This is a genomic window from Hydrogenophaga sp. PML113 (assembly GCF_001777155.1).
GTDB classification, from domain to species: Bacteria; Pseudomonadota; Gammaproteobacteria; order Burkholderiales; family Burkholderiaceae_C; genus Hydrogenophaga; species Hydrogenophaga borbori.
In genome coordinates this window covers 351415-371515 of the sequence record NZ_MIYM01000004.1, presented here as the reverse complement: position 1 = coordinate 371515, position 20101 = coordinate 351415, and the positions used below count along the sequence as shown (strand labels likewise).

19 protein-coding genes are annotated in these 20101 nt (G+C 71.8%); 10 read left to right on the top strand and 9 right to left on the bottom strand.

What is annotated here, in order from left to right:
* Positions 1-329: 329 nt before the first annotated feature.
* The 5 genes from ampD to ccsA are packed head-to-tail and all read right to left on the bottom strand — an operon-like array spanning position 330 to position 5322.
* Positions 330-923, bottom strand: coding sequence for a 1,6-anhydro-N-acetylmuramyl-L-alanine amidase AmpD (gene ampD, locus BHU06_RS10210; RefSeq protein WP_070399056.1), 594 nt, complete (start codon positions 921-923; stop codon positions 330-332).
* Positions 898-2421, bottom strand: a complete 1524-nt coding sequence (locus BHU06_RS10205) for a sigma-54 dependent transcriptional regulator (RefSeq protein WP_070399055.1) — start codon at positions 2419-2421, stop codon at positions 898-900. The genes ampD and BHU06_RS10205 overlap by 26 nt, the downstream gene beginning before the upstream one ends.
* A gap of 14 nt (positions 2422-2435) precedes the next feature.
* Positions 2436-4250, bottom strand: coding sequence for a PAS domain-containing sensor histidine kinase (locus BHU06_RS10200; protein ID WP_070399054.1), 1815 nt, complete (start codon positions 4248-4250; stop codon positions 2436-2438).
* Between the two features lie 9 nt (positions 4251-4259).
* On the bottom strand, positions 4260-4511 hold the full coding sequence (locus BHU06_RS10195; RefSeq protein ID WP_070399053.1) for a PP0621 family protein: 252 nt from the start codon (positions 4509-4511) through the stop codon (positions 4260-4262).
* A 10-nt stretch (positions 4512-4521) separates the two neighbouring features.
* Entirely contained in the window at positions 4522-5322 is an 801-nt protein-coding gene (gene ccsA, locus BHU06_RS10190) for an inner membrane protein YpjD (protein ID WP_070399052.1), read from the bottom strand.
* Between the two features lie 148 nt (positions 5323-5470).
* On the opposite strand from ccsA, the gene ffh reads away from it, so the two are divergent.
* The 5 genes from ffh to BHU06_RS10165 all read left to right on the top strand — a co-directional run bounded on the left by ffh (position 5471) and on the right by BHU06_RS10165 (position 11350).
* Complete coding sequence (gene ffh, locus BHU06_RS10185; protein WP_070399051.1) at positions 5471-6841, top strand: signal recognition particle protein; 1371 nt, start codon at positions 5471-5473, stop codon at positions 6839-6841.
* 43 nt (positions 6842-6884) lie between these two features.
* Complete coding sequence (locus BHU06_RS10180; protein WP_070399050.1) at positions 6885-7508, top strand: hypothetical protein; 624 nt, start codon at positions 6885-6887, stop codon at positions 7506-7508.
* 108 nt (positions 7509-7616) lie between these two features.
* Positions 7617-8249, top strand: a complete 633-nt coding sequence (upp, locus tag BHU06_RS10175; RefSeq protein WP_070399049.1) for a uracil phosphoribosyltransferase — start codon at positions 7617-7619, stop codon at positions 8247-8249.
* Between the two features lie 148 nt (positions 8250-8397).
* Positions 8398-10926, top strand: coding sequence for an ABC transporter permease (locus tag BHU06_RS10170; protein ID WP_070399048.1), 2529 nt, complete (start codon positions 8398-8400; stop codon positions 10924-10926).
* A 4-nt stretch (positions 10927-10930) separates the two neighbouring features.
* Positions 10931-11350 carry a group II truncated hemoglobin gene (locus tag BHU06_RS10165; RefSeq protein ID WP_070399047.1) on the top strand — a complete coding sequence of 140 codons (420 nt, stop codon included), beginning with the start codon at positions 10931-10933 and terminating at the stop codon, positions 11348-11350.
* Positions 11351-11358: 8 nt separating this feature from the next.
* Here the strand turns inward: BHU06_RS10165 and BHU06_RS10160 are convergent, their stop codons facing one another.
* The 3 genes from BHU06_RS10160 to radC all read right to left on the bottom strand — a co-directional run bounded on the left by BHU06_RS10160 (position 11359) and on the right by radC (position 13610).
* Positions 11359-12153: a DUF3047 domain-containing protein gene (locus BHU06_RS10160; protein WP_070399226.1), complete on the bottom strand. Its 795-nt coding sequence runs from the start codon at positions 12151-12153 to the stop codon at positions 11359-11361.
* A gap of 85 nt (positions 12154-12238) precedes the next feature.
* Entirely contained in the window at positions 12239-12883 is a 645-nt protein-coding gene (locus BHU06_RS10155) for a Smr/MutS family protein (protein WP_070399046.1), read from the bottom strand.
* Between the two features lie 34 nt (positions 12884-12917).
* Entirely contained in the window at positions 12918-13610 is a 693-nt protein-coding gene (gene radC, locus BHU06_RS10150; RefSeq protein ID WP_070399045.1) for a DNA repair protein RadC, read from the bottom strand.
* A gap of 79 nt (positions 13611-13689) precedes the next feature.
* Here radC and BHU06_RS10145 point away from each other — a divergent pair, with 79 nt between their 5' ends.
* The 4 genes from BHU06_RS10145 to BHU06_RS23110 all read left to right on the top strand — a co-directional run bounded on the left by BHU06_RS10145 (position 13690) and on the right by BHU06_RS23110 (position 18538).
* Entirely contained in the window at positions 13690-14136 is a 447-nt protein-coding gene (locus BHU06_RS10145; protein ID WP_070399044.1) for a peptidylprolyl isomerase, read from the top strand.
* A complete protein-coding gene (gene ispH, locus BHU06_RS10140) occupies positions 14136-15089 on the top strand; it encodes a 4-hydroxy-3-methylbut-2-enyl diphosphate reductase (RefSeq protein ID WP_070399043.1) in 954 nt (317 codons plus the stop codon). Before BHU06_RS10145 ends, ispH begins: the two co-directional genes overlap by 1 nt.
* Before the next feature lie 22 nt (positions 15090-15111).
* Positions 15112-16458 (top strand): serine--tRNA ligase, encoded by a 1347-nt coding sequence (gene serS / locus BHU06_RS10135; RefSeq protein ID WP_070399042.1) that lies wholly within the window; start codon positions 15112-15114, stop codon positions 16456-16458.
* A 94-nt stretch (positions 16459-16552) separates the two neighbouring features.
* Positions 16553-18538: a methyl-accepting chemotaxis protein gene (locus BHU06_RS23110; protein WP_083293150.1), complete on the top strand. Its 1986-nt coding sequence runs from the start codon at positions 16553-16555 to the stop codon at positions 18536-18538.
* Between the two features lie 34 nt (positions 18539-18572).
* On the opposite strand, the gene BHU06_RS10125 is transcribed toward BHU06_RS23110, so the two are convergent.
* Positions 18573-19019 carry a MarR family winged helix-turn-helix transcriptional regulator gene (locus tag BHU06_RS10125; RefSeq protein WP_070399041.1) on the bottom strand — a complete coding sequence of 149 codons (447 nt, stop codon included), beginning with the start codon at positions 19017-19019 and terminating at the stop codon, positions 18573-18575.
* 118 nt (positions 19020-19137) lie between these two features.
* Here BHU06_RS10125 and BHU06_RS10120 point away from each other — a divergent pair, with 118 nt between their 5' ends.
* The gene (locus BHU06_RS10120; RefSeq protein WP_070399040.1) at positions 19138-20082 is read left to right on the top strand and encodes an amidohydrolase family protein; all 945 of its coding nucleotides are present in this window, start codon (positions 19138-19140) and stop codon (positions 20080-20082) included.
* Positions 20083-20101 lie beyond the last annotated feature (19 nt).

Genomic DNA, 20101 nt, shown 5'->3' with positions numbered 1-20101 from the left:
GGGTCGGTCCGCCCCTGGTGCCTGGCGCCGGGTGGGCTCGCAGCGGCGCGGTTTTCAGGGTCGGGGGGTATCCGGGGGCACACTATATCTGGTGTGTAGGGGGGCAACAAGGCACTACCGATAGTGTTTGTGAATCCATCGCGGCCGATGGATGCCCTCAGGGAACCAGCTGCCGCGCGAGGGGGCGCGCGCAGCATTGGCCGCGCCTGCGTTTCGCGCGAAAAGCGCAGTGTTCATGCGGGGTGCAAGGCGATTCGGGGCCGCAGGCCGCGTGCCGTCTCTGGTGTCCGATGGCGCGCGCAGGGGGCGCGGGAAATACCCCGATACCCTCAGCCTGTAGCCTCGGGAAAACACGAGGGGTCCCACCCGACGAGCTGTCGCAGCCGGGGCCAGTCAAAACCCGGCCCGGGGTCGCGCTTGCGGCCCGGGGCGATGTGCTCGTGCCCGGCCATTTGCTCGATGGGGTGGCGTGTGCGCAGCGCACGGCACAAGCGCGCCAGCGCCTCGTACTGCGCGGCCTCGAAGGCCTCGCCCTCCAGGCCTTCGAGCTCGATGCCGACGGAGAAGTCGTTGCAGTTGTCGCGGCCCCGCCAGTGCGAGGCGCCGGCGTGCCAGGCGCGGCGCACGGTGGAGACGAACTGGAGCACCCGCCCGTCGCGGCGCACGAAGAAATGCGATGAGACCTCGATGCCGCGGATGGACTGGAAATAAGGGTGCGCGTCCCAGTCGAGCCGGTTGGTGAACAGGCGCTCGACCTCGTCGCCCCCGTACACGCCGGGCGGCAAGCTGATGGAGTGCAGCACGATCAGGTCGACGGCCGTGCCGCGCGGCCGCGCGCCATGGTTGGGCGAATCGATCCGCCGTGCGCCGCGCCACCAGCCGCCGTGCCAGCGGGGCTCAGTCGGTGGCGTCGGTGTCGCCATGACCGGTCGCGCCGGGGACCACGATGCCCAGGCGCTGGATGCGGTAGCGGATCTGCCGCAGGTTCAGGCCCAGCCGTGCCGCCGCCGCGGTGCGGTTGTAGCCGCATTCCTGCAGGGCTTTGAGCAGCACCTGGCGCTCCTGCTCGTCGAGGTAGCTCTGCAGGTCGCTGGGCAGGGCGGGCTCGTCGGCGGAAGCGGCCGGCGCCAGGGGAACGAAGCGGTAGGGCCCGCCGGCCGGCACTGGAGCGTCGGGCAGCGGGTCGGGCAGCGTGGCGGGTTCCGTGTCGCCGGTTTCACCGAAGTCGGCGGGTTGCAGCACGGGGCCGCTGGCCAGCGCGAGCGCGCGCTGCAGCAGGTTCTCGAGCTCGCGCACGTTGCCCGGCAACTCGCGCGCCTGCAGCCAGGCCAGTGCGGCTGGCGAGAGCTCGGGCACGGCCTGGCCAGCCTCGGCGCACAAGCGCTCCAGCAGGGCCTGCGCGAGCAGGGGCAGGTCCTCGGGCCGGTCGCGCAGGGCGGGCGTGCGCAGGCCGATCACGTTGAGGCGGTAGTACAGGTCCTGGCGGAACTGGCCGGCCTGAACCAGCGCGGGCAGGTCGCGGTGGGTGGCGCTGACCAGGCGCACGTCGACCACGTCTTCCTGCACCGCGCCGAGCGATCGCACCCGGCGTTCCTGGATGGCGCGCAGCAGCTTGGCCTGCATGGACAGCGGCAGGTCGCCGATCTCGTCGAGGAACAGGGTGCCGCCGTGCGCGGCCTGGAAATAGCCTTCGCGATCGGCGCTGGCGCCGGTATAGGCACCCTTGCGGGCGCCGAAGAACTCGGCCTCGATGAGGTTTTCGGGGATGGCGCCGCAGTTCACCGCCACGAAGGGACCGCTGGCGCGGTGGCTGCATTCGTGCACGGCGCGCGCCACGAGCTCCTTGCCGGTGCCCGACTCGCCCAGGATGAGCACCGGCGCCATGCTGGTGGCGACCTTCTCGATGCGCGCCTTGGTCTGCACGATGCTGGGCGCCTGGCCCACCAGGCGCGCGAGCGCGCGCACCCCGCTGGGCGGCGGCGGCGCGCTGCGCGTGGGCTCGTTGCTGGTGGCCGGGCGCTCGCTGGCGGTCGCCAGAGGCGCGCGCTGGCTGCGCAGGGCCGAGCCGACGGCGCTGCGCAATTGCCGCAGATCGACCGGCTTGGTGAGGTAGTCGAAGGCGCCGGCCTTGAGCGACTCGACCGCATTCTCGGCCGAGCCGAAGGCGGTGATGACGATGCACTTCTCGGTGCGCGGGCTGTCGGCGATGTCGCGCAGCAGCGTCAGGCCCAGGCCGTCGGGCAGCTGCATGTCGGTGATCAGCACGTCGTAGCGCTGCTGGGCCAGGCACTCGCGCGCCTGCGCCAGGTCGGCGGCGGTGGTGACGGCGTGGCCCTCGCGCAGCAGCGTCAGCTCATAGAGCGTGCGCAGGTCGGGCTCGTCATCGACGACCAGGATGGAGGCGCTCGCGGCGACGGACATGCGCGGCGGCGGGATCAGCTGGCGGCCAGGGGCGGGTGGCCCGAGCGCAGCGGATCGACGATGGTGTGCTCATGGTCCTGAGCGGCTTGCGAGGGATAGGACAGGCTCTGCTGTTGCCCGCCGTCGCGCGCGGGCGGCGCGGCCATGGCCGCGCCGCGCACCGCCGGCATGAGCACGTAGAACTCATTGCCCTCGCGCTGGTCCAGGCGGGCGCGCTGGTAGGCGATCTGGGCGCCGTAGCGTTCGCAGAGCTCGCGGCAGATGTACAGGCCCAGGCCGCTGGAGCGGCTCTCGGACGAAAAGAAGGGCTCGAACAGGTGCTTGAGCACCGTGGCCTCCAGCGGGCCGCTGTCGCTCCAGATGGACAGGCGCAGGTGCTCGCCCCCGCTGGGCTGGGTGATGATGCGGATGGAGGCCGGCTTGCCGCTGGCATGTCGCTGGGCGTTGTCGAGCAGGTTCACGAGCAGTCGGCGCAGGTGCTCGGGGTCGAAGGACACCAGGCCCTGCGAGGCGTGCAGGTGCACGCCCAGGGTCTGCGTCACGCTGTTCTGGCGCATCCACTCGGCGGTCACCTGGCGCACCATCGAATCGAGCGGCAGGGGCGGTACGTGGCCGTCGGCGCGGCTGGGCTGGGGTCGCGCGACGTTGAGGATGTCGTCGACGATGCGCGAGAGCCGCTGCGCGTTCTGCTCGATCATTGTGGTGAGGCGCTTGTGCGCGGGGTCGCGCACCTCTTCGTCGAGCAGGGCGTTGGCCTGGGTAATGGCCGACAGCGGGTTGCGGATCTCGTGCGCCACGGCGGCGGACATGCGGCCCATGGAGGCGAGCTTCTCGGTGCGCACGCGCGCCTCGACCTCGCGCAGGTCTTCCAGGAACAGCACGCACAACGAGCCGCGCTCGCCCACGGCGGGCGTGAGCTTGGTGCGCGCGTGCAGGCGCTGGCTGGGGCGCTCGCCGTGTTCGATGGTGGTCTCGGTCTCCAGCGCGGCGTCGACGGCGAAGCTCTCCTCCACCAGGGCCGCCAGGTGCGACCAGCTCGGCCGCGCCGACAGCAGCAAGCGCGCACCCTCGGGGTAGTTGTCGCCCATGAGCATGCCGCGCGCGGCGGGATTGGCGTTGCGCACCACGCCGTGTGCGTCCACCACCAGCACGCCCACGCCCAGGCTTTCGATGACCACCTCGTTGACGGCGGCCTGCGCACGCGCGGCGGCCTGGCTGCTGGCCGAGACCGCTTCTTCACGCGCCAGGCGGCTGGCCAGCTGGTGGGCCAGCACGGCGACCAGGAAGAAGCCGGTGCCCGCCAGGCCGGCCTGCAGGAAGCGGGCGGTGTCGAGCTGGCCCGGGCCGGTCCCGTGCAGCCAGGCATCGGCCAGCAGCAGCAGGGTGGCGCCGGCCGCGGTGCCCAGTCCCAGCACCATGGGGCCCAGGATGGCCGCCGTGAGCACGGGCAGCGCGAACAGCGGGGTGAAGTTGATGCTGCTGCCGGACTGGAAGTACTGCAGCGCGGCCACCACCGCCACGTCCACCCCGACGGTGATGAGCCACTGCACCGTGGGCGCGCGGCCGTGCTCGGCCGGCGTCCACATCAGCATCACGGCCACGGTGGCCAGCAGGTAAGTGGAGGTCAGGGCCGTTGGCCAGACCGTGGCGCTGCCGTCGGCGGTCAGCAGCAGGAACAGCTGCAGCGCGAGCAGGACCAGCGCCACGAACACGCGCGCCCGCATGAAGGCGCGCCACAGGCGCTCGAAGGCCCGGGCGCGCTGCAGGGCCGGGCTTTCGTGGGCCGAGTACCAGGACGGGGCGAAACTGGAGCTGTCGTCGCGTGGCATGCGGGGTCCTCAGGCCGGCGGGCCCTCGATGCGCTGCCGGTGCTCGGCGCTGCAGTAGCTGCCTTGGCGGCCGGTGACGGCCTCGTTCTGCGGTAGGTGGGTGCCGCAGGCGCGGCAGGCCACCATGGCGATCGGCTGGCCCGTTGCGCGGGCGGGGCGCGGCGGCGCGGCGGCCTCGCGCTCCTGGCGCTCGACGCGGCGGTTGTTGCGCCAGACGTAGAACGCCACGACGACGACGGCGAGCACGAGCAGGTATTTCATCGGCGGGGCCTCATGGGCGAAGCAGCAGCACCTCGAGCACGAAGCGCGAGCCCACGTAGGCCAGCAGCAGGAAGCCCGCGCCCACATAGAGGGTGCGCACGGCGGTGCGACCGCGCCAGCCCAGCCGCCAGCGGCCCCACAGCAGCACGCCCATGGTGGCCCAGGCGAGCAGGGAAAACACGGTCTTGTGGTTCCACACCATGCGCTGGTTGAGGAGTTCGGAGAAGTGCCAGCCGGCCAGCAGCGTGAGGCTGAGCAGCAGGAAGCCGGCGGCCACGAAGCGGAAGGTGAGTCGCTCCAGCGTGAGCAGCGGCATGGTGGTGTCGCTGGCCACGCCGCTGCGCATGGCGCGCTCGGCGCGCTGCATCAGCCAGGCGTGCACCACGGCGGCGGCGATGAGTCCATAGGCCGCGATGCCCAGGGCCCAGTGCAGCGGCATCCACACCGAGGGCAGGGTGGGGTGCTCGGCGCCGGGGAAGACGATCACCAGCAGCATGACCGCCGCCCCCATCAGCGCCAGCGCCCAGCGCGCCCGCAATTGCGGGTACAGGCGGCTTTCGACCAGGTAGACGGTGAGCACCAGCCACAGCGTGACCGACAGCGCCGGCGCGAAGCCGAAGCGCACCGGCTCGCTGAGCAGGCCGGCCAGCAGCGCGAGCAGGTGCAGGCCCCAGGTGATGGCGAGCAGGGCGCGCGCCTGCAAACTGCCCAGCCGGGGGTGCGCCCAGGCCACCAGCGCGTACGCCAGCGCGGCCAGCGTGGACAGCACGGCGGCCGGCAGGTTGGAAGCCAGTTGGGGAAACAGGTTCATGGCCACGGGCCAACACGGGAGGTGCCGAGGGCTAAAATCAGCCGCACATCTTAACGGCGCCACCCGGGCCCCTTCCTTGCCCGGCCACCCGTTCGACGGGTCCACCGTGGCGCTCCGTCGGCGCCCTCCACACCCTCCCACCGCAGCCATGGCCTCAGCCCTGTCCGACCGCCTGTCACGCATCGTCAAGGAGATGCGTGGCCAGGCCCGCATCACCGAGAGCAACGTGAGCGACATGCTGCGCGAGGTGCGCATGGCCCTGCTCGAGGCCGACGTGGCGCTGCCGGTGGTGCGCGACTTCATCGCGCGCGTGAAGGACAAGGCGCTCGGCCAGGACGTGGTGGGCTCGCTCACCCCCGGCCAGGCCCTGGTGGGCATCGTCAACCGCGAGCTGGCCGCCACCATGGGCGAGGGCGTGGCCGACATCAACCTGGCGGCGCAGCCGCCCGCCGTCATCCTGATGGCCGGCCTGCAGGGCGCGGGCAAGACCACCACCACGGCCAAGCTGGCGCGCCACCTGATCGAGAAGCGCAAGAAGAAGGTGCTCACGGTGTCGGGCGACGTCTACCGCCCGGCCGCCATCGAGCAGCTCAAGACCGTGACGGCCCAGGCCGGCGCCGAGTGGTTCCCGAGCACGCCCGACCAGAAACCCGCCGACATCGCGCGCGCCGCGCTCGACCACGCGCGGCGCCACCACTTCGACGTGCTGCTGGTCGACACGGCCGGCCGGCTGGCCATCGACGAGGCGCTGATGCGCGAGATCCGCGAGCTGCACGCGGTGCTGAACCCGGTGGAAACCCTGTTCGTGGTGGATGCCATGCAGGGCCAGGACGCGGTCAACACCGCCAAGGCCTTCAAGGAAGCCCTGCCGCTCACCGGCATCGTGCTCACCAAGCTCGACGGCGACTCGCGCGGCGGCGCGGCCCTGTCGGTGCGCGCCATCACGGGCGCGCCGATCAAGTTCGCGGGCGTGTCGGAAAAGATCGACGGCCTGGAGGTGTTCGACGCCGACCGCCACGCGCAGCGCGTGCTGGGCATGGGCGACATCGTGGCCCTGGTCGAGCAGGTCACGGCCGGCGTCGACATGGCCTCGGCCCAGAAGCTGGCGGCCAAGGTCAAGAGCGGCGAGGGCTTCGACCTCGACGACTTCCTGGGCCAACTGCGCCAGATGAAGCAGATGGGCGGCCTGTCCAACCTGATCGACAAGCTGCCCGCGCAGATGGCGGCCAAGGCCGGCACCGCCGACCTCTCGCGCGCCGAGAAGGACATCCGCCGCAAGGAGGGGATCATCTGCAGCATGACCCCCGCCGAGCGCCGCAAGCCCGAGATCATCAAGGCCACGCGCAAGCGCCGCATCGCCGCCGGGGCGGGCGTGCACGTGCAGGAGGTCAACCGCCTGCTCAAAGAGTTCGAGCAGATGCAGGGCATGATGAAGAAGATGAAGGGCGGCGGCCTCATGAAGATGATGAAGCGCATGGGCGGCATGAAAGGCATGCCCAAGCTGCCCGGCATGGGCTGAGCGGCGCCGCCACCCAGCCCGGCCTGTCGGCGCACGGGGTTGCATGGAGGGGCTTCGCATCGAAACCATCGGCACGGCGCTGGCGCTGCTGTGCGCGCTCTGGTTGCGCCCCTGGCGGCTGCTCAAGGGCCCCTTGCTCACACCGGCGCTGGCGGCGCTGGTCCTGCTGCCCTTGCTTTGGCTCACGCCGCAGTCCATGCCCGCGGGCCTTCGGGTGCAGTTGTCCGGGGCCAGCCTGCTCGTGCTGGTGCTGGGCTGGCCGCTCGCGGTGCCCCTGCTGGCCGTGGTGGCGCTGCTGGTGTGGGGGCTGGGCACCGAGGGGCCGCAGCTGGCGCTGATCCAGCTCTGGTGGCTGGGCGTGGTGCCCGCCACCCTGGCGCTGGTCCTGGGCGCGGCCCTGCGCCGCTGGCTGCCGGCGAACCCCTTCGTCTACACGCTCGGGCGCGGCTTCCTGGGCACGGCGGTGTCGGTGTTCGTCGCCGGCGCCCTCATGCGCTGGCTTCAGCCCCTGGGCCACGACGGGTCGCTGGTGGCCGTCTGGCTCATGGCCTGGGGCGATGCATTCCTGACCGGCATGGTGTGCGCGGTGTTCGTGGCCTTCGTGCCGCAGTGGCTGGCCACCTGGTCGGACGCGCGCTACCTGCGCCCGCCCGGCGCGGACCGGTAGCCCCGCCGGGCCGCAGGCGCCTGGGCGCGGCGCTGGCCAGGCCCTACACTCGACGGCCGCGCCGATACCCCCCGGCGATCCGTCTCTTTCACGCCGACCGACCCTGCCATGCCCCGCGACGTCCACGTCATCACCCACCCGCTGGTGCAGCACAAGCTCACGCTGATGCGCCGCAAGGACACCAGCACCAAGAGCTTTCGCGAGCTCGTGCACGAGCTCAGCGCGCTGCTGGCCTACGAGCTCACGCGCGACATGCCCATGCAGGAAATCGACATCGAGACCCCGCTGGAGCCCATGAAGTCGCGCGTGATCGACGGCAAGAAGATCGTGCTGGCCTCCATCCTGCGCGCGGGCAATGGCTTCCTCGACGGCATGCTGCAGGTGATCCCGGGCGCGCGCGTGGGCCACATCGGCCTCTACCGCGACCCGGCCACGCTGCAGGCCGTGGAGTACTACTTCAAGATGCCGCAGGACATGCACGAGCGCGACGTGATCGTGCTCGACCCGATGCTGGCCACGGGCAACTCGGCCGTGGCCGCGGTGGACCGGCTCAAGAAGACGCACCCGCGCTCCATCCGCTTCGTCTGCCTGGTCACCTGCCCCGAAGGCCTCAAGACCTTCCACGACGCCCACCCCGACGTGCCGGTCTACACGCCCGCGATCGACCGCGGCCTGAACGACCACGGCTACATCGTGCCGGGCCTCGGCGACGCCGGCGACCGCATCTTCGGCACGAAGTAGGCGCCCCTGCGGCGCTGCGCGCCTCCCCCCGAGGGGGCGATGCCGACGGACCGGCGGAGCCGGATCCGTGGCATCCCCGGTTTTCGGGGCTGGCCTGCCGGTGTCCGGATGACAGCTTTGTTATTCCGTTTGCGATAGGGTCGCGGCCATGAATCCCCAAGCCCCTTCCTTCTGGCGCATCGGCTGGACCTCGCTGCTGCGCGACTGGCGCGCGGGCGAGCTGCGCCTGCTGGTGGTCGCCGTGACGCTGGCGGTGGCCGCGCTCACCGCCGTGGGCTTCTTCGCCGACCGCCTGCAGGGCGGCCTGGCGCGCGACGCGCGCGCCCTGATCGGCGGCGACGCCGTGGTGGTGTCCGACCAGCCGGCCGATCCGGCCTTCGCGGCGCGCGCCGAGGCCCTGGGCCTGCGCCACACGCTGAGCCTGGGCTTTCCCACCATGGGCCGCGCGCCCGACGAGCAGGGCGGCGCCGCCCGGCTGGTGGCGCTCAAGTCGGTGGGCGAGGGCTACCCGCTGCGCGGCACGGTGCGCGTGTCCGAATCGCCGGACGCGCCCGACGTGGTCGCCCCCGGCATTCCCGCGCGTGGCACCGCCTGGGTGGACGCGGCGCTGCTGGTGCAGCTCGACCTGCGCGTGGGCCAGCCGCTGCTGCTGGGCGATGCGCGCTTCACCATCGAGCGGGTGCTCACGGTGGAACCCGACCGGGGCAGCGGCTTCATGAGCTTCGCGCCGCGCGTGATGATCCGCAACGACGACCTGCCCGCCACCGGCCTGGTGCAGCCCGCCAGCCGCGTGAGCTACCGACTCGCCGTGGCCGGGCCCGACGCCGCCGTGGCCGCGTTCAGCCGCTGGGCGAAGGAAGCGCTCGAACGCCCGGGCGTGCGCGGCGTGCGGCTGGAGTCGCTGGAGGGCGGCCGGCCCGAGATGCAGCGCACCTTGGGCCGGGCCGAGAAGTTCCTCAACCTCGTGGCCCTGCTGGCCGCGCTGCTGTGCGCCGTGGCCGTGGCCATCGCCGCGCGCGGCTTCGCCCAGCGCCACCTGGACGACTGCGCCATGCTGCGCGTGCTGGGCCTGTCGCAGGGCAACATGGCGCGCGCCTACACGGTGGAGTTCGCCGCCGTCGGCTTGCTGGCCAGCGCGCTGGGCGTGCTGCTGGGCTGGGCCGTGCACCACGTCTTCGTGTGGCTGCTGGCGGGCCTGGTGGAATCCAGCCTGCCACCGCCCGGCCCGGTGCCGGTGCTGCTGGGCCTGGGCATGGGCCTGACGCTGCTGCTGGCCTTCGGCCTGCCGCCGGTGCTGCAGCTGGCCAAGGTGCCGCCGCTGCGCGTGATCCGCCGCGACGTGGGCCAGCTCAAGCCGGCCACGCTGGGCGTGCTGGGCCTGGGCGTGCTCGGCTTCGCGGCCCTGCTGCTGGCGGCCAGCCGCGACCTGCTGCTCGGTGGCATCGCGGTGGGCGGCTTCGCGGCCGCCGTGCTGCTGTTCGCGGGCGCCAGCTTCCTCGCGGTGCGCGTGCTGCGGGCCAGCGTGAACGAGGCCACCGCGCCGCGCGCCCTGGTGATGGCCACGCGCCAGCTCTCGGCGCGCCCGGTCTATGCGGTGGTGCAGATCAGCGCGCTGGCCGTGGGCCTGCTGTCGCTGGTGCTGCTGGTGCTGCTGCGCACCGACCTCATCGACAGCTGGCGCCAAGCCACGCCGCCCGACGCGCCGAACCGCTTCGTCATCAACGTGCAGCCCGAGCAGGCCCAGGCCTTCCAGCAGGCGCTGCGCGGCGCGGGCGTGGACCGGTACGACTGGTTCCCCATGATTCGGGGCCGCCTGGTCAACATCAATGGCAAGGCCGTGCAGCCGGAGGACTTCGAGGCCGAGCGCGCGCAGCGCCTGGTCGAACGCGAGTTCAACCTCTCGCACACCGCCGAGCGGCCCGAGAACAACCCCATCGTGGCCGGCCGCTGGACGCCCGAGGAGGCCGACGGCCTGAGTGTGGAGGAGGGCCTGGCGGACGAGCTGGGCCTGAAGCTGGGCGACACCCTGGGTTTTGACATCGCCGGGCAGCTGGTGCAACGCCGCATCACCAGCCTGCGCCATGTGGACTGGGGCTCCATGCGGGTCAACTTCTTCGTGCTCTTTCCGGTGGCCGAGATGAACGACGTCCCGGTCACCTACATCAGCGCCTTTCGCGCGCCCGAGTCGCGCGGCTTCGACAACGCCCTGGTGCACGAATTCCCCAACATCACCAACGTCGACATGAGCCAGGCCATCGCCCAGGTGCAGCGCGTGCTGGGCCAGGTGATCGCGGCCATCGAGTTCCTCTTCGCCTTCACGCTCGCGGCCGGGCTGGTGGTGCTGCTGGCGGCCGTCACGGCCACGCGCGGCGAACGCGAACGCGAGTTCGCCATCCTGCGCGCGGTGGGCGCGGGCTCGGGCCTGCTGCGCCAAGTGCAGCGCATCGAGCTGCTGGGTGTGGGCCTGCTGGCCGGCTTCCTGGCCTCGGTGGTGGCGGTGGCCGTGGGCTGGGCGCTCGCGCGCTATGCCTTCGAGTTCACCTGGACGGCTTCGCTCTGGGTGCCGCTGGGCGGCGCGCTCGCCGGCGCGGTGCTGGCGCTGGCGGCGGGTTGGTGGGGGCTGCGCGCCATCCTGCGCACGCCGGTGGTCGAAACCCTGCGCCGCGCGGCGACCTGAAGACATGAGCGATCCACTCCTGCAACCCGAAGAACCGGCGAAATTCGCCACCCCGTTCGAATGGATCGGCGGCGAGGCGCGCGTGCGCGCCCTGGTCGACCGCTTCTACGACCTGATGGACCTGGAGCCCGGCTACCGCGCGCTGCGCGCCGCGCACGGCAGCACGCTGGACAGCGCGCGCGACAAGCTGTTCTGGTTCCTGTGCGGCTGGCTCGGCGGGCCGGACCACTACGTCTCGCGCTTCGGCCACCCGCGCCTGCGCATGCGCCACCTGCCGTTCGCCATCGGCATCCTGGAGCGCGACCAGTGGCTGGCCTGCATGGACCAGGCCATGGGCGAGACCGGGGTCGACGCCGAGCTGCGCGAGCGCCTGAAACGCAGCTTCTTCCAGACCGCCGACTGGATGCGCAACAGCCCGGGCTGAGACCAGCCTCAGCGCGTGGTGGGCGCGGCGTCGCGCAGCACCAGCGGGCCGTACCAGGCCTCGGCCGTGGTGGCCAGGTTGTTGGCGTCGGTCATCAGGCCGAGGGCCGTGAGCGGGCCGGGCGGGCGCTCGAAGGCCGCGAGGTAGTCGGCCCGCACATCGCGCTCGTGCTCCACCCAGCGCCCCAGTTGCCGCGGTCCCTGCTGCACCACCAGTTTGCGGATGCGCCGCGTGTGCGGGTTCTCGATCACCGTGCCCACGGGGTAGCGGCTGTCCCACACGTACATGAGGGTGGCGTAGGGCAGGGGCTCGCCGGTCATCAGTTGCGCCAGCTCCGAGAGCATGTGGTCGCGCCGGCTCCAGGTCTGGCGGTCGCCGTCGAAGCTCAGCATCACGCGGGCGACGGCATCATCGGCCTGCGGGTCTTTCATGTCGGCCTGCTCCAGCAGCGCGTCGGCCCACCACGAGAACCGCAGCCGCGCGCCCGGTGGCAAGTCCGCCGCCTTCAGGGGCAGGCGCATGAGGCTGTTGCCCGCGGCGCTGCGCGCGTGCACGGCCGGGCGGCCACCGTGCTCAGTGGCGCGGTAGTCGGTGGGGCGGCGGTTGCCGTAGCGGCGGTGCGTCCAGGGGCCGGCGGGCGCCAGGCCGTCGAACGAGCAGGCGCGGGCCCAGGCCGATCCGTCGACGCCCCCGTCGTCGGGTCCGGGCGAGGGCCCTGGCGCGGCGCAGCCCGCGAGGGCGGCGCCGGTGGCCAGCAGCCAGTGGCGGCGATCGGGGCGCAGGGGGTGGGAGGAAACCGGCATGGCGCGGATCATGCCGTGCGCCGGTGACAGCGGTCTCGTCCGGGCCGGCCGGCGGCGCCACGCGGGGCGGCGGGCGTGCAGGGCGTCACGCCGGGCGCAGCAGCACCACCAGGGCGCCCGCGCCGCCGTCGGCCGGGCGGGCCTGCACGAAGGCCAGCACTTCCTTCTTCTGCACCAGCCAGCGCAGCACCCGGCCCTTGAGCACCGGCGCGCGGCCTGGCGAGCCCAGGCCCTTGCCGTGCACCACGCGCACGCAGCGCAGGCCCTGCTGGTGGCTCTCGCGCACGAAGCGGCCGAGGGCTTCGCGCGCCTCGTCGGTGCGCAGGCCGTGCAGGTCGATCTCGCGCTGGATCGCCCAGCGGCCCTCGCGCAGCTTGCGCGCCACGTCCAGCCCCAGGCCGGGGCGGCGGTAGCTCAGCAGTTCGTCGGTGTGCAGCAGGGTTTCGACGTCGAACTCGTCGGACAGGGCCTCGCGCATCACGGCGGCCTCGTCGCGCTCGCGCTGCAGGGGCCGGGGCTCGGGCGGGCGGCGGGCGGGCTCGGCGCGGCCGTGCGCGGGCAGGCGTTCGACGGGGCCCACGGCGAGTTCGAACAGGCGGCGCTCGCGCTCGCGCCGCGCGGCGGTCAGGCGCTCGGCTTCGCGCTCGGCGGCCTCGCGCGCGCGGCGCTCGGCCAGCGCGTGGCGGATGGACTGGAGCTCGCTGAGGGCGTTCACCTTCATGGCCCGCATTGTCGGGCCGGGCCGCGGGCGCGTGGCGCGGGGCTCAGAGAAGCCCGAGCTGGGCCAGGGAGGCGGCGCGCTCGCGCGTGACCACGATGTGGTCGAGCACCCGCACGCCCACCAGGGCCAGCGCGTCGCACAGGCTGCGGGTGAGCGCCACGTCGGCCGCCGAGGGCTCGGCCACGCCGCTGGGGTGGTTGTGGGCCAGCACCACGGCGGCGGCCTGGTGGTGCAGGGCGCGCAGCACCACCTCGCGCGGGAACACGCTGGCCTGGTTGAGCGTGCCGCGAAACAGCTCCTCGAAGGCGATCAGGCGGTGCTGGCTGTCGAGCAGCAGCACGGCGAAGACCTCGTGCGGGCGGTCGCCGAGCTGCAGGCGAAGGAAATCGCCAGCCGCCGCCGGGTCGTTGAGCAGTTCGCGGGTCTTCAGCGGCTGGGCCAGGGCGCGGCGCGCGATCTCCATCACGGCCGCGATGAGCGCGCGCTTGGACGGCCCCAGCCCCTTGATCCGGCCGAGCGCCGCGGCGTCGGTGGCCACCAGGCCCGCGATGCCGCCGCAGGTGTCCAGCAGCTCCTGGGCGAGCTGCAGCACGTGCTTGCCGGCCAGGCCGGTGCGCAACAGCACGGCCAGCAGCTCGGTGTCGCTGAGGGCGTTCGCGCCGCGCGCGAGCAGTTTTTCGCGCGGTCGCGCGTCGCTGGGCAGGGCCTTGAGCCCGACCCCCGGATGGACTTGCATGCCTTGGCTCCCTGGGTGGCCGGCGCTTTTTACAATACGCGTTTCACCCCATCCCCCCGGGTGCATCGCCACCCCCGCCATGTCCCACGTCCAGCCCGGCTCCTTCCTGACCCTGCACTACCGCATGAGCGATGCGGGCGGCCAGGTCATCATCGATACCTTCCATGGCCAGCCCGCCACGCTGAGCCTGGGCCAGGGCGAGCTGTCGCCGGCCATCGAACAGCGCCTCATCGGCCTGGAGGAGGGCACGCGCACCGTCATCGACCTGGCGCCTGGCGAGGCCTTTGGCGAGCGCCAGCCCGAGATGCAGCAGTGGGTGGCGCGCAAGCTGCTCGACCAGCTGGGCGATCCGCTGGAGCGCTACGCCGTGGGCGACGTGGTGCAGTTCCCCACGCCCGACGGCACCGGCACCTATGCCGGGGCCGTGCGCGAGGTGCGCGAGGACGGCGCGGTGCTGTTCGATTTCAACCACCCGCTCGCCGGCCAGCCCGTGCGCTTCGAGGTGCAACTGATCGGGGTGCTGTGATGGCGTCGCTGCAAGACATCGTTTTGGCCGAGCCGCGGGGCTTCTGCGCCGGGGTCGACCGCGCGATCGAGATCGTCGAGCGCGCGCTGGCCAAGTTCGGCGCGCCCATCTACGTGCGCCACGAGATCGTGCACAACACCTACGTCGTCAACGACCTCAAGTCCAAGGGCGCGATCTTCATCGAGGACCTGGCCGACGTGCCGCCGGGCGCCACCCTGGTGTTTTCGGCCCATGGCGTGAGCAAGGCGGTGCAGAACGAGGCCGCGCAGCGCGGGTTCCAGGTTTTCGACGCCACCTGCCCGCTGGTGACCAAGGTGCACGTGGAAGTGGCCAAGCTGCACCGCGAGGGCTACGAGTTCATCATGATCGGCCACAAAGGGCACCCCGAGGTGGAAGGCACCATGGGCCAGCTCGACAGCGGCATCCACCTGGTGGAAGACGTGGCCGACGTGGCGCGCCTGAGCCCGGCGCTGGGCGACAAGCTCGCGGTGGTGACGCAGACCACGCTGTCGGTGGACGACGCGGCCGAGATCCTGGCCGCCGTGAAGGCGCGCTTTCCCCAGGTGCGCGAGCCCAAGCAGCAGGACATCTGCTACGCCACGCAGAACCGGCAGGACGCGGTGAAGCTGCTCAGCGCCCAGGTCGACGTGGTCATCGTGGTGGGCAGCCCCACCAGCTCCAACAGCAACCGCCTGCGCGAGGTCGCGCTCAAGCGCGGCACGCCGGCCCACATGGTGGACAGCGCCGACGAGTTGCGCCCCGAGTGGTTCGAGGGCCGCGCGCGCGTGGGCCTCACGGCCGGCGCCTCGGCGCCCGAGATCCTGGTGCGCCAGGTGGTCGACCGCATCAAGGCCTTCGGCGCCATATCCGTGCGCTCCATGGACGGCCTGTCGGAGACCGTCAAGTTCCCGCTGCCCAAGGGCCTCAAGCTCGGCGGCACCAGCGCCCCCTGATTCCTTCCACCGCCCCTTTTCCATGCTCGACATCGTTCAACTGCGCAAGGACCTGCCCGCCACCGTGGCCCGGCTCGAGACGCGCAAGCAGCCCCAGCCCTACCTCGACGTCGCGGCCTACCAGGCCCTCGAAGGCGAGCGCAAGACCTTGCAGACCCGCACCGAGGAGCTGCAGGCCCAGCGCAACAGCGTGTCCAAACAGATCGGCATGCTCAAGGGCAAGGGCCAGCACGCCGAGGCCGAGGCGGCCATGGCCCAGGTCGGCACCATCAAGGCCGAGCTGGAGGCCGGCGCCGCGCGGCTGGACGTGATCCAGGCCGAGCTGCAGGCCCTGCTGATGGCCGTGCCCAACCTGCCGCACGAGAGCGTGCCGGTGGGCGGCGACGAGTCGGGCAACGTGGAGGTGCGCCGCTGGAGCCCTGGCGGCAAGGGGCCGCGCGCCTTTGACTTCCCGGTGCGCGACCACGTCGACCTGGGCGCGCCGCTGGGGCTGGACTTCGAGACCGGCGCCCTGCTCTCGGGCTCGCGCTTCAGCTTCCTGCGCGGCCCGATCGCGCGCCTGCACCGCGCGCTCGCCCAGTTCATGCTGGACGTGCAGACCCTGGAGCACGGCTACACCGAGTGCTACACGCCCTACATCGTCAACCGCGAGGCGCTGGAGGGCACGGGCCAACTGCCCAAGTTCAAGGACGACATGTTCTGGGTCTACCGGGGGAGGGGCCCCGGTGATGCCGCAGCGGGTGGGGGCGATGAAGCCGCGGCCGAGCAGTACCTCATCTCCACCTCGGAGATTTCCCTCACCAACACCGTGCGCGAGCGCGTGCTGGCCGAGTCGGATCTGCCCATCAAGCTGACCGCGCACAGCCCCTGCTTCCGTTCGGAGGCCGGCAGCGCGGGCCGCGACACGCGCGGCATGATCCGCCAGCACCAGTTCGACAAGGTCGAGATGGTGCAGATCACCCACCCCGACCAGAGCTACGCGGCGCTGGAGCAGATGGTGGGCCACGCCGAGGCCATCCTGCAGAAGCTGGAGCTGCCCTACCGTGTGGTCGCGCTGTGCACGGGTGACATGGGCTTTGGCGCCGCCAAGACCTACGACCTGGAGGTCTGGGTGCCGGCGCAGGACACCTACCGCGAGATCTCGAGCTGCTCCAACTGCGAGGCCTTCCAGGCGCGGCGCATGCAGGCGCGCTTCAAGACCGCGCAGGGCAAGAACGAGCTGGTGCACACGCTCAACGGCTCTGGCCTGGCGGTGGGCCGCGCGCTGGTGGCGGTGCTGGAGAACCACCAGAACGCCGACGGCAGCATCACCGTGCCGGCCGCGCTGCGACCCTACCTCGGCGGGCTGGAGCGGCTGGCGGCGGAATAAGCGCCGCTTCGCCGCGCTGTTCCCGGCTTCACGGGGCGGCGGACGTGGGAGATTCCCTGGCGGTCATGTCGGCCGACGAAAGGAATCGCGCGTGTTGTCTTCCCAGTCCCCTTCCCCGGGCCCCTGGCTCGCCTCCCTGAGCCTGCGCACCAAGCTGCTGCTGATGGTGGTGGGCGTCGTGCTGGCCGGTTTCGCGGCCACGGTGGTATCGCTGACGCGCCAGGCGGGCCAGCTGCAGGAGAAGACGGCGCTCATGTACGCCGAGGAACTCGCGACGCGCAACGCGGCGCAGATCGGCGCCGAGCTCAACGCCACCATGACGGCCGCGCGCACCCTGGCGCAGTCGCTGGCTGGCTTGAAGGCGAGCGGTCGCGCCGACCGCGCGCAGGCCGACGCCTTGCTCAAGAGCGTGCTGGAGGGATCGCCGCAGTTCCTGGGCGTGTGGACTGCTTGGGAGCCCGACGCCTTCGATGGCCGCGACGCGGAGTTCGCGGGCAAGCCCGGGCACGACGCCTCGGGTCGCTACATCCCTTACTGGAACCGCGGCAGCGGCGTGGCGTCGGTGGAGGTCCTGGTGGACTACGACAAGCCCGGCGCCGGTGACTACTACCAGCTGCCCAAGCGCAGCGGCCAGGAGACGCTGATCGAGCCGTACAAGTACACCGTGGCGGGCAAGGAGGTGCTGATCACCACCACGTCCGTGCCCATCGTGATGGGCGGCCGCCTGGTCGGCGTGGCGGGCATCGATGTGGCGCTGTCCAGCCTGCAGGACAAGGTGGGCGCGATCCGCGTCTACGACACCGGCTACGCCAGCCTGCTGTCCGCGGGCGGCCTGTTCGTGGGCGACCGGGATCCCGCCAACGTGGGGCGCGAGCTGACGGCGGCCGACGAGCGCGAGCCGCTGAACGCCTCCCTGCGCGATGGCCGGGTGGTGCGGGTCAACCACGAAGACCCGCGCCTGGACACCGAGGTCACGCGCATCTACGTGCCGGTGCAAGTGGGCAAGGACCGCTCGCTCTGGGCCTTTGCCGCCACCGTGCCGCAGGACCGCATCCTGGCCGAGGTGAACGCCTTGCGCGTCACCGCCGGGACGCTGGGCGCCGTCTCGGTCGCGCTGGTCTCGCTGGGCCTGCTCTGGGCCCTGCAGCGGCTGGTGCTGCGCCCGCTCGGCGGTGAGCCGGCCGAGGCCGTGGCGGTCAGCGAGCGCGTGGCGCGCGGCGATCTGGGCCAGCCCGTGCCCGTGCGCCCGGGCGATCAGCACAGCCTGATGGCCCAGCTGGCGCGCATGCAGCGCGACCTCGCGGGCGTGGTGGCGCGCGTGCGCCAGGGCGCCGAGGCGGTGGCCACGGCCAGCTCGGAGATTTCGCAGGGCAACCAGGACCTCTCGGGCCGCACGGAAGGCCAGGCCAGCGCGCTGGAAGAGACGGCCGCGTCCATGGAACAGCTGGGCACGGCGGTCGGCCAGAACGCGGGGCACGCGCGCGAGGCCGATCAGCTCGCGCGCTCGGCCAGCGAGCTGGCCGAGCAGGGCGGCGCGGCCGTGCAGCGGGTGGTGGACACCATGGGCGACATCAACGCCGGCTCGCGCAAGATCGCCGACATCATCGGCGTCATCGACGGCATCGCCTTCCAGACCAACATCCTGGCGCTGAACGCTGCCGTGGAAGCGGCGCGCGCGGGCGAGCAGGGCCGCGGCTTCGCGGTGGTGGCCAGCGAGGTGCGCCACCTGGCCACGCGCTCGGCCCAGGCCGCGCACGAAATCAAGGCCCTGATCGGCAGCAGCGTGGACAGCGTGGACCAGGGCACCGTGCTCGTGAACGAGGCCGGCCAGACGATGCGCGAGGTGATCGCTTCCATCCAGAAGGTGTCGCGGCTCATGTCCGACATCAGCACCGCCAGCGGCGAACAGAGCGCTGGCGTGGGCCAGGTGGGCGAGGCGGTGGTGCAGCTGGACCAGACCACGCAGCAGAACGCCGCCTTGGTGGAGCAGATGGCCGCGGCCGCCAACAGCCTGCGCCAGCAGGCGGACGAACTGGTGTCGACGGTCTCGGTGTTCCGCCTGGGGGCCGGCGAGGCCTGAGCCCGCCCGGGCGCCGGCGCGCGCCCGCGGCTTCTTACTCCCCGACCTTGCCCAGCAGGCGGATCAGCTCCGCCACGTCGCTGTCCGACAGGCCGCTGCGCAGGTGGTTCTCGTGCTCGCGCACCACGCGCGCGGCGCGCGTCCAGAAGCGCCGCCCCTCGGACGTGAGCTTGAGGTGCACGCTGCGGCGGTCGTGCTCGTGGCGGCAGCGCTCCACCAGGCCGCGCTCGGCCAGCTTGTCCACCAGCGGCACCATGGACGGGTTGGTCAGTCCTACCGCCTTGGCCAGCCGCCCCTGCGACAACTCCGCATTGCAGCTCAGCAGCTCCAGCACGCCGTACATGGCGGTGGTGAGCTGCAGCTTGGCCAGCGCCTGGTCGATGCGCTTGAGCGAGCGGTTGTGCGCCCGGCGCAGGTGGTAGCCCAGGTAGGCGTCGAGGTTGCCCAGGGCGGGCGAGGGGGTGTCGGGGGGAGCGGCCATGCGGGGCGGCAGGATAGCACGCGCCCTCTGTTGATTCGATGTCTATTAGTTTGACATCAAACTATTCGACGTCTACCATTCGACTCCCGTCACAGACCACCAAGAGACAGGAGACCGCATGTTCGTCGTCGACAACCACATCCACCTGGGCCAGCCCGGCGTGCACGTGTCCGAGCACGTGTACAAGCAGCTGCGCAAGAACTGGAGCGAGCGGGGCTTCCGCTACCACAGCACCGAGGTGAAGTCCGAGCGGCGCGACGGCGAGATGCTGGTGCACGTGATGGACGAGGTCGGCATCGACGTCTGCTGCGTGCTCGCGGGCAACTGGAACCGCGTGCTCAAGCCCGAGCACCGCCCCTACGACGTGCCCAATGACTTCGTGGCCAAGCAGGTGGCGGCCTCCAACGGCCGCCTCATCGGCATCTGCAGCGCCGACCCCATCGTCGACCCCTGGGGCGCGGCCGACGAGCTGGAGCGCTGCGTGCGCGACCTCGACTTCCGCGGCATCAAGCTCTACCCCACCTACGCGCATTTCGATCCGCGCGACAAGGCCTGCGACCCGCTGTACGAAGCGGCCACGGCGCTGGGCGTGCCGGTGCATTTCCACATGGGTTTCACGCCCGTGTGCGGCGCCGACATGAAACTGCAGCAGCCCTGGCTGCTCGACGAGGTCGGCCAGCGCTTCCCCGACATGAAGGTGGTGATCTGCCACCTGGGCTACCCCTACGCGGCCGAGGCCATGGGCGTGGTCGCGCGCAACCCCAACTTCCACGCCGACCTCAGCGCGCTGGGCTTCTACCACCCGCGCACCGTCTACCAGCTGATCCACGACTTCGGCTGCGTGAATCCCTGGGAGCGGCTGCTCTACGGCTCGGAGAACCCCTTCATGTGGACCTTCCACAAGACCGTGCAGGGCATCAACGAACACGCCAAGGCGCTGGGCATGCCGGAGATTCCGGACCACGCCATCGAACTCATCATGGGCGGCAACGCCACCCGCCTGTACCGCATCGACCAGGCCCGGCAGGGCCGCGGCGCGCGCGCCGACAAGGCCGCTGCCTGATTCCCATCCCCCTCACCGG